This is a genomic window from Collinsella sp. AF29-7AC, from assembly GCF_003475665.1.
Taxonomy (GTDB): Bacteria; Actinomycetota; Coriobacteriia; order Coriobacteriales; family Coriobacteriaceae; genus Collinsella.
The window spans coordinates 74603-90659 of the sequence record NZ_QRQX01000011.1; the positions used below are offsets into that span (position 1 = coordinate 74603).

At 56.9% G+C, this 16057-nt stretch carries 17 protein-coding genes; 3 read left to right on the forward strand and 14 right to left on the reverse strand.

The window, feature by feature from the left end; translation table 11 throughout:
- Positions 1 to 101: 101 nt before the first annotated feature.
- The 6 genes from DWZ15_RS06525 to disA form a co-directional block, all read right to left on the reverse strand.
- Positions 102 to 779, reverse strand: a complete 678-nt coding sequence (locus DWZ15_RS06525) for an NYN domain-containing protein (RefSeq protein WP_006234978.1) — start codon at positions 777 to 779, stop codon at positions 102 to 104.
- Between the two features lie 3 nt (positions 780 to 782).
- The gene (gene rlmB / locus DWZ15_RS06530) at positions 783 to 1697 is read right to left on the reverse strand and encodes a 23S rRNA (guanosine(2251)-2'-O)-methyltransferase RlmB (protein ID WP_117655049.1); all 915 of its coding nucleotides are present in this window, start codon (positions 1695 to 1697) and stop codon (positions 783 to 785) included.
- A gap of 186 nt (positions 1698 to 1883) precedes the next feature.
- The gene (gene cysS, locus DWZ15_RS06535) at positions 1884 to 3350 is read right to left on the reverse strand and encodes a cysteine--tRNA ligase (RefSeq protein WP_117799684.1); all 1467 of its coding nucleotides are present in this window, start codon (positions 3348 to 3350) and stop codon (positions 1884 to 1886) included.
- Between the two features lie 3 nt (positions 3351 to 3353).
- Positions 3354 to 3848 (reverse strand): 2-C-methyl-D-erythritol 2,4-cyclodiphosphate synthase, encoded by a 495-nt coding sequence (gene ispF / locus DWZ15_RS06540; RefSeq protein ID WP_118385095.1) that lies wholly within the window; start codon positions 3846 to 3848, stop codon positions 3354 to 3356.
- Entirely contained in the window at positions 3838 to 4566 is a 729-nt protein-coding gene (gene ispD / locus DWZ15_RS06545) for a 2-C-methyl-D-erythritol 4-phosphate cytidylyltransferase (RefSeq protein ID WP_118450027.1), read from the reverse strand. Before ispD ends, ispF begins: the two co-directional genes overlap by 11 nt.
- Complete coding sequence (gene disA / locus DWZ15_RS06550; RefSeq protein WP_369831362.1) at positions 4566 to 5606, reverse strand: DNA integrity scanning diadenylate cyclase DisA; 1041 nt, start codon at positions 5604 to 5606, stop codon at positions 4566 to 4568. The genes ispD and disA overlap by 1 nt, the downstream gene beginning before the upstream one ends.
- 253 nt (positions 5607 to 5859) lie before the next feature.
- Here disA and DWZ15_RS06555 point away from each other — a divergent pair, with 253 nt between their 5' ends.
- The 3 genes from DWZ15_RS06555 to DWZ15_RS06565 all read left to right on the forward strand — a co-directional run bounded on the left by DWZ15_RS06555 (position 5860) and on the right by DWZ15_RS06565 (position 8347).
- The gene (locus DWZ15_RS06555; protein WP_118450029.1) at positions 5860 to 6444 is read left to right on the forward strand and encodes a manganese efflux pump MntP family protein; all 585 of its coding nucleotides are present in this window, start codon (positions 5860 to 5862) and stop codon (positions 6442 to 6444) included.
- A gap of 124 nt (positions 6445 to 6568) precedes the next feature.
- A complete protein-coding gene (locus tag DWZ15_RS06560) occupies positions 6569 to 7039 on the forward strand; it encodes a helix-turn-helix domain-containing protein (RefSeq protein WP_118450031.1) in 471 nt (156 codons plus the stop codon).
- A 3-nt stretch (positions 7040 to 7042) separates the two neighbouring features.
- Positions 7043 to 8347 (forward strand): type II toxin-antitoxin system HipA family toxin, encoded by a 1305-nt coding sequence (locus tag DWZ15_RS06565; RefSeq protein ID WP_118450033.1) that lies wholly within the window; start codon positions 7043 to 7045, stop codon positions 8345 to 8347.
- A 127-nt stretch (positions 8348 to 8474) separates the two neighbouring features.
- Here the strand turns inward: DWZ15_RS06565 and DWZ15_RS06570 are convergent, their stop codons facing one another.
- From DWZ15_RS06570 to DWZ15_RS10550, 8 genes are all read right to left on the reverse strand, one after another.
- Positions 8475 to 9932: an aminoacyl-histidine dipeptidase gene (locus DWZ15_RS06570; RefSeq protein ID WP_118450035.1), complete on the reverse strand. Its 1458-nt coding sequence runs from the start codon at positions 9930 to 9932 to the stop codon at positions 8475 to 8477.
- Positions 9933 to 10080: 148 nt separating this feature from the next.
- The gene (locus DWZ15_RS06575; RefSeq protein WP_118450037.1) at positions 10081 to 10602 is read right to left on the reverse strand and encodes a PIN domain-containing protein; all 522 of its coding nucleotides are present in this window, start codon (positions 10600 to 10602) and stop codon (positions 10081 to 10083) included.
- Entirely contained in the window at positions 10599 to 10958 is a 360-nt protein-coding gene (locus DWZ15_RS06580) for a type II toxin-antitoxin system RelB/DinJ family antitoxin (protein ID WP_118450039.1), read from the reverse strand. The genes DWZ15_RS06575 and DWZ15_RS06580 overlap by 4 nt, the downstream gene beginning before the upstream one ends.
- Positions 10959 to 11177: 219 nt before the next feature.
- Entirely contained in the window at positions 11178 to 12809 is a 1632-nt protein-coding gene (locus tag DWZ15_RS06585; RefSeq protein ID WP_158572512.1) for an ABC transporter ATP-binding protein, read from the reverse strand.
- Positions 12802 to 13917: a radical SAM protein gene (locus DWZ15_RS06590; protein ID WP_118450043.1), complete on the reverse strand. Its 1116-nt coding sequence runs from the start codon at positions 13915 to 13917 to the stop codon at positions 12802 to 12804. The genes DWZ15_RS06585 and DWZ15_RS06590 overlap by 8 nt, the downstream gene beginning before the upstream one ends.
- 171 nt (positions 13918 to 14088) lie before the next feature.
- Entirely contained in the window at positions 14089 to 14898 is an 810-nt protein-coding gene (locus DWZ15_RS06595) for a hypothetical protein (RefSeq protein WP_118450045.1), read from the reverse strand.
- Positions 14899 to 14900: 2 nt separating this feature from the next.
- Positions 14901 to 15248, reverse strand: a complete 348-nt coding sequence (locus tag DWZ15_RS06600) for a hypothetical protein (protein ID WP_118450047.1) — start codon at positions 15246 to 15248, stop codon at positions 14901 to 14903.
- A 173-nt stretch (positions 15249 to 15421) separates the two neighbouring features.
- A complete protein-coding gene (locus tag DWZ15_RS10550) occupies positions 15422 to 15688 on the reverse strand; it encodes a transposon-encoded TnpW family protein (RefSeq protein ID WP_035300361.1) in 267 nt (88 codons plus the stop codon).
- Between the last annotated feature and the right edge of the window lie 369 nt (positions 15689 to 16057).

The window sequence follows — 16057 nt, forward strand, 5'->3', positions numbered from 1 at the left end:
AAAACAAAAAACTATTCGTTTTGGCGATGACAAGTCCACAACCCAATAACTACAAGCCAGTGAATTGACCAGCCGAGTAGCTGGTCTCTACAGATACTCCCCTACCTCCCGCGAAGGGCCTTGAGCTTGGCCAGGGCATCGGGGCTCAGGCGGCTGCCCAGGGTCATCTTGATCTGCGGAGCTTCCTCTGCCTCGTGAACATCGTTATCTATCTGCTTGATCTCGTCCACCAGCATGCGGCTCGAGATGCGCGTAACACCCTTGCCCATGACGACGGCCTGGATCGTGCCGTCGCTCGACACCACGGAGCACGCGCGGCCTTCTTCGCGCGCCTCGATGCAGAGCTTCTGCACCACGGTGTCGGCCGATACGCCCGTCGGCGAAAACTCGATGCGCACGCCGCGGGCCGGCAGGTTGGGGCGCTCGCTGGAGATATTGCCCGCGCCGTCAAACACGATTACGGCCTCGTAGCGGCCCTGGGCAAACGCGGCAACATCGTTGATGAGTGCCGTGCGCGCCATATCGTGAACGTCGCTGGAATACGGATCATCGGAATGGTCGTAGACGAGCTTTTCGTAGCGCGGCGTGCAGTGGATCACGTTGTAGCCATCGACCACCAGCAGCTCGGGCTTATTGGAGTGCACCGTCGAGACCGGGTCGGCGATGGCCTGCGCAAACGCATTGCCGCCCACGCCATAAGTCGCGGCCGAAACAATCGGCTTGGCCGAGCCTTCGCCAAAGCGCTTGGCCTTGGACTTGGCGCGGTTCTTCTTGGACATGCGCTACTCCTCCCCCATGAGCTCGCCGGCATTGCGGCGCAGCCACTCAAAGCACAGCGCGGTGGTCGCCTGGGCCACGTTGAGACTCTCGGTCATGCCGCGCTGGGGAAGCTTGGTCAAAAAGTCACATTTCTCGAGCACCAGACGCGAGATGCCGTCGCCCTCGGAGCCCATGACGAGCGCCACGCGGCCCTCAAAGGGAGCATCCCAGCAGCTGCCCTCGGCATGCTCGGAAGCGCCACCCACCCAAAAGCCGGCGGCCTTGAGGACATCGAGCGCACGGGCGATATTGGGCACCTGCGCGATAGGCAGATGCATGACGGCGCCGGCGGAGGTCTTGTAGCTGCCCACGGTCACGCCGGCGGCACGCTTGTTGGCGATGATGACGCCCGCTGCGCCCACAACCTCGGCAGAGCGCACGATGGCGCCAAAGTTACCGTCGTCGGTCACATGGTCGAGCACCACGACAAGCGCCGAGCCCTCGCCTGCGCGGTCGAGGATGTCGGCGACATCGGCGTAAGGGAAGTTGCCCACCTCGAGCGCAATGCCCTGGTGAGCGCCATGGCTCGACAGCGCATCGAGCTGCGCGCGCGGCACATACTTAATGCGGACGCCCGTGGCGTTGAGGTCATCGACCAGGCGCGACAGAGCGGCATCGCGCTCCCCGCCCTCGGCGATGAGCGCGCACTTGATGGGAAAACCGGTGCGCAGTGCCTCGGCGGCAGCACGACGACCTTCGATAAACTCGCCCTTGGGAACCTGGACAGCGTCGCGGTTACGATCGCGTTGCGGACGTGCGGCCTGGGCGCGATCGCGCTGGCCCTTGGGAGTGGCAGCGCGGTCGTTGCGGCGAATCGGACGCGAGCCAGAAGCAGTCTGCTTGCCGCCACGAGGCGCACGCTTGCGATTGTCGGCCATAAAACGGCCTCCTTTAAAAAATTTTCAAACAGGACAAAAGAAGCGACCGCTTAAGACGAATAGCTCAAGCGGTCGGTACGGGTTTTCCAAGTGCCCGAGATTGCCGTGAAAGAGGAGCGACGCGTACTTGAGTACGCGAGCGACGGTTTGAACGGCAAGGTCGGGTGCTTGGGAAACCCGCGGGGATTAGAGAGATTTAATACGAGTGCCCGCGGCAGTATCCTCAATGGTGAGGCCCAGGTCCTTGAGCTGGTCGCGGATGGCGTCGGCCAGATCCCAGTTCTTGGCAGCGCGGGCCTCGGCGCGGGCCTCGAGAATCTTGGCAGCGGCCTCGTCCACGTCGTCGCCCGTGTAGGCGACCAGGCCGGCGGCAACACCCAGCAGACCCAGCGGCAGCTCGACCTTGGGCTCGGGGAGCTCAACGCCAAACGTATCGAGCAGCTCGACCAGCGTATCGGCGGCGGCAAGCGCGGCGGCCTTGTCGGCAGCGTCGCCCGCCTGCTCCAGGTACTGGTTGCACTCGGTCACAAAGCCAAAGACGGCACCCATGGCACCGGCGGTGTTAAAGTCGTCGTCCATGCACTCCTTAAAGGTGGCACGGGTCTCGGCGGCCTTGGCGGCAAACGCCTCGGATGCTGCCTCATCGGCATCGGCCGTCGCATGGTTCGCGGCCCAGCGCAGGTTCTCGACCGTACCGGCGATACGCGTGAGCGAGTTCTCGGCACCCTCCAAGCGCTCCCAAGAAAAGTCGAGCGGCGAGCGATAGCTCGTCTGCAGCATCAGCAGGCGCAGGGCGGCAGCGGAATGCTGCTCGAGGACCTCGGCCAGCGTAAAGAAGTTGCCGAGCGACTTGGACATTTTCTCGCCGTCTACCAGCAGCATGCCCGTGTGCATCCAGGTGTTGGAGAAGCCCTGGTGCCAGGCGCAGGTGGCCTGGGCGCACTCGTTCTCGTGATGCGGGAAGGCAAGGTCGGAGCCGCCGCCGTGGATGTCGATCGGGGTGCCCAGGTAGCGATGCACCATGGCGGCGCACTCGGTGTGCCAACCGGGACGGCCCTCGCCCCAGGGGCTCGGCCAGCTGGGCTCGCCGGGCTTGGCAGCCTTCCACAGGGCAAAGTCGAGCGGGTCGTTCTTGTCCTCGTTCTCCTCGATGCGCGCGCCAACCATAAGGTCGTCGATGTTGCGGCCCGAGACCTGACCATAGTTGGAATCGCTGCGCACGGCAAAGTACACGTCGCCGTTATCGGCGGCGTAGGCGTGGCCCTGCTCGATGAGCGTCTTGATCATGGCGATCATGGGGCCGATCTCTTTGGTGGCGCGGGGGCGCACATCGGGATCGAGCACGTTGGCGGCACGCATGACGCCGATGAACTTGTCGGAGAACTCCGTCGCGACCTCGGCAGCCGTACGGCCCTGCTCGTTGGCGCGCTTGATGATCTTGTCGTCGACATCGGTGAGGTTCTGGGCGAACGTGACCTCGTAGCCGCTCGCGATGAGCCAGCGACGAATCACGTCAAAGCTGATGAACGTGCGGGCATTGCCGATGTGGATGTTGTCGTAGACCGTGGGGCCGCACACGTACATGCGGACCTTGCCGGACTCGATGGGCTGGAACTCTTCCTTTTTATGGGTAGCGCTGTTGTAGATACGCATTCGTTACTCCTTAACGGTTTTCTGTAGCAGGCAGACGGCCCAGGCGCCGATTCCCTCGCCCTGGCCTTCCCAACCGAGCTTTTCGGTCGTAGTGGCGGCGACGCCCACGTTTTCCACGTCGACGCCCAGGGCATGGGCAAGGTTGGCGCGCATGGCATCGCGGTGCGGAGTGATCTTGGGTTGCTGACAGGCAATGGTGCAATCGGCATCGACAAACTCAAAGCCCAGCTCGCGCGCATAGTCCATCACGCGAGCGAGCAGCACCATCGAATCGGCACCCTCGTAGGCGGGATCGGTGTCGGGGAATAGCTTGCCGATATCTCCCCCGCGGCAGGCGCCCAGAATGGCGTCGGCCAAGGCGTGCGCGAGCACATCGGCATCCGAGTGACCCAGCAGGCCGCGCTCGTAGGGAATGTCACCCCCGCCGATGATACATCGACGCCCCTCCACCAAACGGTGGACGTCGTAGCCGTGGCCAATGCGCAGGTTACTGAACATGGGGAAGGTCCTCTCCCTCGGCCATACGGCCAAGCAGAATCGCGGTTACGGGACGCAGGTCCTCGGGCACCGTCACCTTAAGGTTATCGCGCGGGCTCTGGACACAGCGGACGCGCCCGCCCATGCGCTCGACCAGCGAAGAATCGTCGGTCCCGATAAAGCCCTCGGCGATAGCTGCGGTGTGGGCGCGCTTCATGGCGTCGACGTTAAAGATCTGCGGCGTCTGCGCGGCCCAGTAGAGCTCGCGCGGCGGCGTCTCGACGATATTGTCGCCGTCGACAATCTTGAGCGTGTCGATCGCGGGTTGACCGCACACGACACCGTCGAGGGCGCGGTCGCCCACAAGCACGTCGATCGCATGATCGATGGCCTCGGTCGTGATGAGCGGACGGGCGCCGTCGTGGATGGCGACATATTCGAAACCCGCCGGAACCGCATGCACGCCGGCACGTGTGGAATCCTGACGGGTATCGCCGGCATCGGCGAAGCTGATGGGCGTGTCATAGTCAAACGGATCGATGGCCAGGCGGCGCATCTCGGCACGGCGCTCGGCAGGACACACCACCACGATGTGGCCGACCTTGTCGCTACGATCGAACGCGCGGATGGACCAGCTCATGAGTGGACGGCCCGCCACGTTAACGAGCTGCTTGCCGCCGGGATTTCCAAAGCGCTGGCCGCTGCCGCCGGCAACGACCACGGCGCATACGGGCGCCATTATGCGTTCCCCTGTTTGGTGCCCTTCATGCGGTACAGCGAGTCCGCAAGAATGGCAGGGTTGTTGACGCCAAAGTCGCCCAAGCGCTCCGGATCCTCGCTGATGTCGTCCATGAGCTCCTGCAGCGAGCCGTACTCGTCGACGATCTTCTCGGCCACGCCGTCGCGCACGACGGACACGCGCGAAAGCGTACGCAGGCCCAGCGGCGTCATGACGGAGTCCTCGTCCAGGTCGTCGTAACCCAGAACCGCCGCCACATGCTGTGGGTCGGACAGGTCCTTAGGTGTCATACGGCTTAGGTTGGCGCGAATCTTCTCGGCATTAGCCTCGGAAGAATCACTTGCGTAGTCGCGGATCATCAGGTCATACTCGGTATCCATGCTGGAGCCCGCGAGCTGCTCGAGCTGCATCTGCACGAGCTTGCCCTGGTTTCCCAGCTTGACGATGCAATCCTTAAGCTCGGTCTTTGCCTGCTGCATGATCTCGAAGCTCGAGAAAATACCGGTAATGTCGGCGAGCGTAACGTAGTCGTCGAGCTCGAGGGCTGTCAGGCGCAGCAGGGAGCGATCGAGCGACTGACGGGTAGTCTGGAGCGTGGCGACGAGCTGGTTGACCGAGCTCATGATGGTGGTGACGGGCTGGATCTCGTAGCTCTTGCCGTGAACGTACACGTTGACGACGGCACGACGGGCCGAGACCGAGATCACAATGGCATCGGTGAGCACCGACATGCGAGCGGCGGTGCGATGACGCATGCCCGTCTCGCTCGTGGCAAGCGAGGGATCGGGATTGAGATGGAAGTTGGCGCGCAGGATCTGGGTGAGGTCGCCGTCGATGACGATGGCGCCGTCCATCTTGGAGAGCTCGAACAGACGGTTCGAGGTGAACGAAATGTTGAGCGGGAAGCCGTCGTTACCGGCAGCGAGCACGTTTTCGGTGTCGCCAACGCAGATAAGGGCGCCCAGGTGACCGGCGATGATCATGTCGAGGGCAGTGCGGATCGGCTGACCAGGTGCCGTCAGGCGGATGGCCTGTTCCATACGCTTTTGCAGCTCGTTCTTATCCAAGGCATCGCTCCCATCGTATACGCTCCATAAACGCTAAATAGTTTCTCACGGTTTGTCCCCGCGGCGCTCGCGAAATCCGATGCTTACAGAATGAGCGAACACCGCTAAGATGGCTAATTTGGGACGGGCTCTTTTGACTACCCAACCAACCATGTGCCAAGGTTAGTCTTTTTGTTGCTCCCCCAAGAGGTACACGCGGGCCCGCCCGCAGAGAGGGAGCCAGACTATGGGACTCGCAGAGCTCGTGCTGCTCGCCGTTGGCCTTTCGATGGACGCCTTTGCCGTATCCATCTGCAAGGGCCTTGGCATGAAGAAGATCAACCTTAAGGTCGCCGTAGTGCTCGGCCTGTTCTTTGGCGGCTTCCAGGCCGGCATGCCCGTGATCGGATGGGCACTTGGCAGCCAGTTTATGGGCATCATCGGCCCCATCGACCACTGGATCGCCTTTATCCTGCTCGCCTTCATTGGCGGCAAAATGCTGTGGGAGGCCTTTACCGAGGACGAGGACGAGGATGAGGGCGACGGCAAGGATGCCGAAAAGATTGACCTGGGCGAGTACCTGATCCTCGCCATCGCCACCTCAATCGACGCCCTAGCCGTGGGCATCTCATTTGCCGCGCTCTCGGTCGACATCATGCCCGCCGTGTCGCTCATCGGCATCACGACCTTTATCTTCTCCGTCGCCGGCGTAGTGATCGGCCACACCTTTGGCGCGCGCTACGAAAAGCCTGCCACCATCGTGGGTGGCGTCGTGCTCATCCTCATCGGGCTTAAGATCTTGCTTGAGCATCTGGGGATTCTCGCGATATAAAAAACGCCTCTCATAAGCTCAACGTCAATGTAGAGGTCTCATGCAGAGTTTTGCATAATGCCTTTTCGTGCAGACTTTTGCATGTCATACTGATATGCAAAAGTCTGCACATTAGGAGATCGCCATGGATACCCTTCCCATCACCACACCGCGTCAAGCTGGCATCTATGTGCGCCAGGCACGCGAGGCTCAGGGTCTCACCCGTGCCGCCCTCGCCAAAAAAGCCGGTGTTTCGGAGCGCCTGCTCGCATCGCTCGAGCTGGGCGACGCCACTGGCATTCGACTCGACAAGCTGCTGACGATTTTCAATGCTCTTGGACTGGCACTCGCCGCTCAAGAGGATATCGGCGAAGCAAAAAATGAGCGACCAGTCGACGCTCCGCATGCCAATCCGCTGCCTCGCAGCATCCCCAGGCGCCACCACACTCAACGTCCCCATCATCGCAACAGTCGTAGTACCGCCATTCCGGCTCTTGCAGATGCCCCCTTTACATCCGCACTTTACGACGAGATCTTCGCCGATTTCGTCATGTCCAATCTCGGAGTCTCGATTGCCGCAAACGCATCTAACCAAACCAAGCCCGAAGGGAAATAGCCAATGGCCAGAACATCACTTCGGACCATTATTTGCGGCGTACCTGCGGGAACGCTCACGCAAGATGAGAACGGTCTTATCAGCTTTACCTACGATCATGACTATGACGGGCCAGCCCTATCGACCAACATACCCGTATCGAATCGCACATACGGACAACAGGTCATGAATCCGTACCTGTTTGGCCTTCTACCCGACAGCGAGGACCAGCGAAAAGCGATTGCCGCCGAATTCGACGTTAGGCCCAACAATCCCGTTGCGTTGCTCAGCCATATCGGACTCGACTGTCCGGGCGGAGTGCAGTTTTATGCCGAAGAAGATGCCGACGCCGTCCTGCATCGCGCTGGCGATTACCGCCCTATAGACGACCACGAAATTGCTCTCCGCCTCAAGTCGATCAGAGATGACCGCGATGCATCGTGGATGGGTCTAGATGAAAGTTGGTCACTTGGAGGCAACCAGGGCAAGTTCGCGCTCGCGTTCATTAACGGCCGCTGGTGCGAATGCATGGGCTCCTCGCCCACGACGCATATTTTCAAAAATGGCGTTAACGGATTTAAACTCGAGGCTCTCAATGAGTTTGTCTGCATGAAAAGCGCCCAGCGCGCCGGTATCGCAACGGCAAACGTCGAATATCGTATGTTTGAGGACGAACCTACCCTCATTGTTGAGCGCTATGACCGCGTGAAAGTCGAAGACGGAACGATCAGGCGCCTACATCAAGAAGACCTCTGTCAGGCACTTGGGGTGATGCCCGCCCAAAAGTACACGGCAGACGGCGGCCCGACCACACGCGACATTCAAGAGCTCCTCGTAACTACGAGCCACCATCAACTTAACCTGCATCTGTTTACGCAGATACTGTTCTTCAACGCCATTATCGGCGCACCGGATGCGCATGCGAAAAACTATTCCCTGCTCCTTGGAAACGACGGCGCAGCCATGATGGCTCGAATGTACGATGTCGCATCGGGCTTGGCGTATGAGCGCATGCGACGTCGGGCACGCCTTGCTATGAGCGTTGGCGGCGAAAATCGTGTGGGGCGCATCGGTCCAGGTGCTATCCGCCGATACCACGGTATGGGCGACCCCGCGCTGGAGACGGCGCTCACCGATGCCGGGCTATCCGAGAAGTTTTGCTTTGCGACCATGATGGACCTCGCCTACGAGGTACCCATTTGCATGGAAGAGGTCATGGACGAATACGCCGACCTGCCCGGCATGGCGGACCTGCGCGATCATATGCTCGGCCCCGTCCGCGAAAACTGCCAGCGAACCCTCGACCTCATCAGGGCGGATATGGGCTAGACGCCAATCAATTTCCCATTTCTTAAAAGAAGAGAGGGGACACCTGTCGCAAAAGACCGGGTACCCCCTCTCGTAATGTCATTTGCAATCCGCTAGCACGTGGCTCGGACTGCTGCTAGTGCAACCTTTATGCAGCGAGGCGCTTGAGGACGTCGATGAGCAGCTCGTAGAAGCGCTCGGCAGAAGCGAGCTCCATGCTCTCGTCCGGGGTGTGGACATCGGAGAGCGTCGGGCCCACGGCGATGGCGTCCAGGCCGTGCAGGGCCTCGGCAAACAGGCCGCACTCAAGGCCGGCGTGAATGGACTCGATGCGCAACTCGGAGCCAAAGAGCTCGCGATAGCTCTCGACAAAGACGTCGCGGACCGGCGAATGCTCGGCATAGCTCCAGCCGGGATACTCGAACTCAAACTTGGCGTCGAAGCCCAGGACATCGGCAAGCGTCTGCAAACGATCCTTGAACTCGTTCTGCAGCGAGGTGATCGAGGAGCGCGGGGACAGCATGATCTTGACCTGGTCGTCGGAAGTGGCGACCACGCCGATGTTGGAGGAAACCTCGACGGAGCCGTCGGTGGCGACGTTGCGGCGAATCACGCCGTTAGGGGCAAGACGCAGGGCACGGATGAGGGCAAGCGCGGACTTCTGGTCCATGGCCTCGACCTCGGCGTCGTCGGCAATCTCGACGGTGCAGGTAAAGCCGGGGTCGAAGACCTCGAGCTCGGCAGTGACGTCGGCGATGATGTCCTTTGCGATCTGGGCCGCGGCCTCGGCGGCAGCGTGGTCGGCGTAAACCAGCTCGGCCTTGCACTCACGGTTGATGGCGTTGTCCTTAGTGCCGCCGTTAAAGCTGACGATGGCGGGCTCGCCGGCAACCATCAGGCGGTCGATGATGCGGGCCATGATGAGGTTGCCGTTGCCGCGCTCCAGGTTGATATCGTTGCCGGAATGACCACCCAGTAGGCCGGAGATGTCGAGCGTGAGGGTGCTACCGGTCTTGTGCTCACGCACGATGGGGCAGGTGTAGGTAACGACGACGCCGCCGGCGCAGCTGACGGTGGCAACGCCCTCTTCCTCGGAGTCAAGGTTAATCATGGTGCGGGCGCTAATCTGGGACTTGTCGAGCGTCTCGGCGCCGACCAGGCCAGTCTCCTCATCGGTGGTGAATACGCACTCGAGGGCCGGATGGGCAATCGAATCGTCGTTGAGCACGGTAAGCATAAGCGCGACGGCGATGCCGTTGTCGGCGCCCAGAGTGGTGCCGTTAGCGGTGAGGACGCCGTCCTTGACAACCAGATCGATACCGTCGGTCGTAAAGTCGTGCTCAACGGAGCCCAGCTTGTCGCACACCATATCGATGTGGCCCTGCAGCATCACGGTCGGGGCATTCTCGGCACCGGCAGATGCGGGCTTGCGAATGATGACGTTGTAGACGTCGTCCTGGTACACATCGAGGCCGCGCTCCTTGGCAAACGCAACCAGGAAATCGCTGATGCCCTTCTCGTTGCCAGACCCACGAGGGATCGCGCTGACCTCCTCAAAGAAATGGAACAGCTGGGCGGGCTCGTAGCCGGTGATCTTGTAATCCATGGTGCCTCCTTGGCGCAACTGGTTAGACAGTAAGACATGCGACTTGTATATTCCCAGACTTCGTTTGCATAAATCAGTCGAAAACGCCGAGCGCTCTCGCATCATCGGCTAACGGTGGGAAAACCCCACTTTATTAAGATAAAGCAGGTTAGACGGGCCGTGCTGAGGAGACGTTGGACCCTTCAACCAACCTCAACGCTTGATCAACGTTTATGCATACGCCATTGGTATGTTTAATGAGATTTTTGTCCTCCGTCACGACGTAATCGACGTCGATGCGATTGGCAACGCCCAGCATCAGGTCATCCTCAAAGTCATTGTGATGATGCCTGAACACAAAGGAATCGAACACCTCGTCTGCTCCCACCGGCGCGATAAGGGCGAGCTCGCGCATCTGCCGAATGCATGCCCAGGCCGTTTCGTCCGCCGCCGCAATGGCGCTATCGCTCAGCAAGCCATTCTTCCTTCGGCACTCTCTCTTGATTGCCGCCGAGACAAGATACGAGACATCTTTGACCGAAAGCGACGAGGCAAACAGGGCGATCAGCTCCGAAGCGTCGGCAATCTCGATCAGATGGACGACGTTTGCCGTACGGTCAGACCTACCAGAAAAATAATCCATCCATACATTGGTATCGATTAACAGCTTGAGGACGCCTTCCGTGCTCATAGTTCCACCCACTCGGAATAGCGCTCCGCCATGGCCTCCTCATAGAGGTCGTCGTAGTCACCCGAGAACTCAGGGATGGGGATGCCGTATTTGAGGCACGAATCGCGAATGATATGGCTACCCTGTGCTGCTCTTGATTCCACGAATCGCTGGTTCGCCTCGTCGGAGGGAATCTCTGCGCTCCCCTCCTTTGAAGGCATGCGTTCGTTGATGACCAGATATTCCCAAAGCGCCCGAACAGCCTGCGACGGCGTCATGCCGAGGCTTGCGAGCACCGCATCTCCCGCCTCCTTGAGCTGACGATCCATGCGCACATTCATCTGGGCGGAATGCCTGTCGAGCAACGTCGTCGCCATAACCCTGCCTCCCTGTTTGCTATACAAATCTCTTGGATTTAGTATAGCAATTTGTCAGATAGCCAGATGCCTCAGTACTGAAGCGTTCGTTTGACCGGTTTTGCCGTTGTGGGATTAGCAATAAAATAAGCTGATACATGTTTGGGATAACTGCCCACATCAGCTGCAATTCGCTATCCACAGCAATGAGCCCCGCAACGAAGCGCCATGCACAAGCTTTTACAGTTCAATCACTTCGTCGCAAGCCTCAAGCAACTCGGGATCATGCGAGACAACAACCACTATATGCTCTTCTTTCTTCTGTTGCAGAATATCAATGAGCGCTGACCTGCTCGCTCCGTCAAGCGCCGACGTCGGTTCATCGAATAACATGACGGGTGAGTCCTTAAGCAATACGCGAATAATCGCAATCTTCTGCTTCTCACCACCCGATATATTATGGTTTTGTTCGTCCAGCACCCCATCAAGACCTTTGGGAAGTGTTGAGACCAGTTTGGTCAAACCAAACTGGTCTACAAGTCGCCCGACTTCAAGAACAGGATAATTATCGCCCGCGAGTAGCGTCAGATTCTCTCTGAGTGTTCCGTTAACGACATCGGGTTCTTGCTCGGCAATACCAACGACATATGAGCGTAGATTTATAGAATCAATCTGGCCCAAATCGACATCGTCATAAGCAATAGTCCCAACGTAATCATCGGGGTACAAACCAGCTATACCATCGAGAAGCGTGCTTTTCCCGCTTCCATTTGCGCCTGACACGCCGTATAAGACTCCTCGATTAAACGAGATGAGCTTTGGATAATCTATGATTCGATCGGTATCAGGGCGACAAATCGACAGTCCCTTGCACACAAGTGAAACAGGAGAACCGATGCAGATAGAACCGTTCTCCTCTTCATCCATTGCCCAAAGGCGCTTAAGGCGTTGTGCACTCACCTTGCTCGCCTGGTAGCTTTTGCCCCAAGAGAGCAGGTCCACCAGAGCAGAATTGGCGGTCGAATAATAGCTCAATGCCGTCAGCAAAAAACCAACCGGCATTTTGCCTGCAACAATCTCACAGCTTCCAATCGCGAGCAAACAGAACTGTGCAAAGGAAAAAATCGACTGATTCGCAAGTTCGAACCGTGACCCGGCTTTTTGGTTAGCCAATATAGCTGGATAAAGGCCATCGAAAGCCTTCTGCAGCCTCAAGGAATAGAAATCAAATAACGAATGGCGACGAAGAAAGGAGACGCTCTCCAGTTGGCTCTGAAGAGCCCCAAAGAAAGCAGCGGTCTTTTCTTGAAACTCAAAACCTCGATTGAACAACAGCCCGCTAAACAATCGATAGACTAATGCCCCCGCAACGATGCAGGCTAAACAGGCAGTCGCCATCGCAGTGTTTATATTCATCAACATAATCAAGGAACAAATAATCGTTGCAACACCGCCAATGATATTTGACGCCGATGTTATTCCGAATATCATAAGATCGTTTGAATCGTGATTGATTTGTTGATTGTAATAGCCCGCATCAAATCCGATGAAAAACTTTCGGGGCAAACGCTTGACATGTTCAAGCGTGTCAGCGTTAAGTTGATATCCTGCATGCGCTTGAAGGTCGACATAAATCAGGGAAGTCCAATAGGCCAACACCGACCTCACAATGGCAACCACGCCAATCGCGAAAATACATAAGACTAGCGTCCATAAACTGCTACCGAGGTCTTTTTTTACCGTCAGCACATTTACAGTCATACCCAACAAATAGGGTTCAGCAAGGCTGCACAGCTGAGACAAGACATCAAGAAGCAGATAGAAATAAAGTCTTGGCTTATGGAGAAGATAGCGCACCCAAAATCTAAACATCGTGATTTGCCTTATGCGAATACTGCGAATTACAAGCCAGCCGCATTCTCTGCCTGGCATTAAACTTAACGCTCGCGCATTTTCTCTGGCCCTCCATGGCGGCGTGGGGACATCCGCCCATACAAGCCGGAAACATTACACACTCGCCACATACTGGGTCGTTTGGTAAATACTCCATCCATTTCAAATAGTTCGAATTAGCTTTCACACCTTCTCGAACATTTCCAACGGCGCACTCGCCCTTGCCAACCTCATCCCAACATTTAAAAAGCCTACCAAGCGGATCGATAACAAACGAATTAAGAGAAACCGCACAGCAGACACTTGGATCATACGGCGTAAACGGAATAACGTTGAATCCGCGCTCGCTAGCTTTATCCATAAAGAACGTTTCAACTTGAGAGAACCCACGCTGAGAGAAACAATGAATGACATTTGAGCAGGTATCGTTGACATTATCGACCGCAGCAAGATAAAGTGCGACTTTGCCGCGAAGCCCTTTAGCGTCAAGCTCGTCAATCAACGCATCGACCTCTTTGCTATTGGACTCATCAACATTCACGCGAACGGTAATCTGAAGAACGTCGGCACACGAGATGATATTCTCGATAATGGTGTCATATGTCGGGCGACCGTCAGCTGGGACCCTCCGCGAATCATGATCCCTCTTTGAGCCATCGATAGTGATTTGAACCGAACCGACCTGACAATCAGCAAGCTTCTGAGCAATTTCTCGCGTCAGGAGATATCCGTTCGTTACCATACCGGCAGAATAACTAGCGTCTGGCCTAATCGCCCCTCTCAGTTCTTTTGTCAGTCGCTCGATCATGTCCACACAGAGTAGGGGTTCGCCTCCATACCAGTCAACGTGAAGATCGTTGATCCCGGAATAGCCGGAACGCACGAATGCTGCGATATCCGTCATTGTCTCTTCTGACATAGTGGGGTGCGAACAGCCCTTTTCATAGCAGTAGGGACACCTAAAATTGCATGCCAGCGTTGGAGCAATCGTCAGGCCTAAATAGTCATTTGCAAACCTTGCCGACAAACTCTCAAGCATCAACATTCGCCGCTCGTCAACATCGTCATCTACCAACATGCCACCCATCTTAAGGGCCTTTTCGAAATCACCATCCAAGGCGGCGGCACCCTTGCGATATTAATTCAGTTCATTCGTGTGCGCAGCGTCAAGGTCGAGAACGCCACCAGACTGGGTATTGTAGATAGTGATACCGTTCACATCATTCTCTTCAATAACGTTAAATTCAGACTCTTTCATTTATATGCTCCGTTTTCTGATAGCACCCTTGATAGCCCAGCAAAGTCCGAGGATGACAATGGGAACGACTGTTGCCAGCGCTACAAATAGCAACGTCCCCGGCACGATGAATTGAATTGGTCGCGGGGACGCAAGGGTCGCCAGCCATGTCAAGTGCAGTGGCATATTTGGATTCCCGTACCCCAAATAAAGCAGCAGGATGATGAACGATAGAACAAACGCGCCATTTCCAAAGAGCGAGATGGCCAGGACGAGCAGCAGGCATAACGTTGTGCAAATCAAGGCAGCAAGAGACAGCCGAAGAAGAAACTCTCCGATCATATCCATCGTCATTCCTATGCCGCTCGCGCTTTGAACCGCACCAACGAGTATCGAAAAGAGAACAAAACCACCGACAAGCATGACAATCGAGACAAGAGTCCTTGCAACCAACAACTGTACTGTTTTCATTCCCCTTGCATAGGAAACAAGCCATTGAGATCCCGTTATCGGAGTTCGAAACGCATAGCCGATGACGAGAACAGCAACAATAGGAAAGAACAGAGAATGGGCAAGCGGTGCCACAGCGGAAAGGTAGCGAGCTCCATCTTTAACGAGGTCTCCCGGAATTCCCCCAAAACCATATTGTGGGTTTGGAAAGAAGCCCATAACACCGTCGCCAAGCCAATCGCTCGTTCCGTAGGCTCTCCATGGTTCATAAGACGCAGAATAAAGCAATGCGAGCACGAAACCTGCCGCAATCAGCAGAAGAGGCGCTTTGCTCTTCATAACTCGATAGGCTTCAGCCTTAATCATATCTTCGCAGCGCATTTCTACCCCCTCCTCGCTTTGATTCCCATGACCCCGAGCTGCAACGAAACAACGGTGCAAATAACAGAGAAAAGAATGATCTGATTAATGGCTAGGCCTTGAAAGCACAGATTTCCAAGATGGCGTAAGTATGGTCCGACTGAGAGCCACCAGGGAATTTGCGTCGATGCGTGATTGGAAAAGACCACCAGCGTATATTCATCGGAGGCGAGCAGCGTCCCGACCAACACCAACATAATGCTAAGCGGTGCATTTCTAAGTAAATAGAAAACTGCCATCGACTGAGCTACTAATGCAGCCAAAATAGCATCAATCAAAAGCAACACGGGCAGGTATCTATCAAGAAACACCCGCCCATCCACATAGCAGCCAAGCGGAGATTTGAAGAGAGTAAATCCCGAAAACAGGTTGAACGCTATTGAAGTTGCAATCGTCAGAACAAGCCACTTTGCGACAACGGCCTTTGCTATACCCGTACCCTTCGGGTTTTGTCAATAAGGATAGAGAAAAAAGTAAATTATTTTTATGAGGTTACAACATCGGATTGAATAAGGCGCAGTACCTTGTCGGTAAAGGTTTCCCGGCTGGTCTGGCTGAAATGGAAATAAATATCAAAGGTCGTACCGCCAACGGTCTTTACCATATCGGGTGGCGGTACGTCCGGGGCGGGTGAAGCGTTGCCGCCCGCCATCACGGGCAGGGGGATGGCCTTGCCCTCTCTGCTGGTGCTGTCGCTCCCCTCCGGGGCGGGGATGGTGCTGGTGATCGTCATGCTGGGGTCGTAGGTCATAGGCTCTCCTTTCATCATTCATCAAAGTTAATCCACGTGAGCGCCATTTTGCCGCCCACGTTGGAGTGGGGGAAGGGGAATGTATTAGTCCCCCTTTGAGGACTGTCCACAAGCCCCCTGATTGCAAGGCTTTTCAGCCTCTAAATGTCCACGCCTGCGGCGTTCCCGTTCGCTGGCAGCTTTCTTTCTCCGGCGCACATTGGCGGCGCACTCGTCACAGTATTTGCCCCGATTGGAGCGCGGCACGAACATCGCCCCGCACTCGGCACAGGGCCGCGCCTGTCCTCGGTGGAGCAAGGCGGCACACAACCCCTTGTCTGTTGGTTGATTTTCAATCTCAACGCAACAGCCTGAACGGACCCCGCGTTT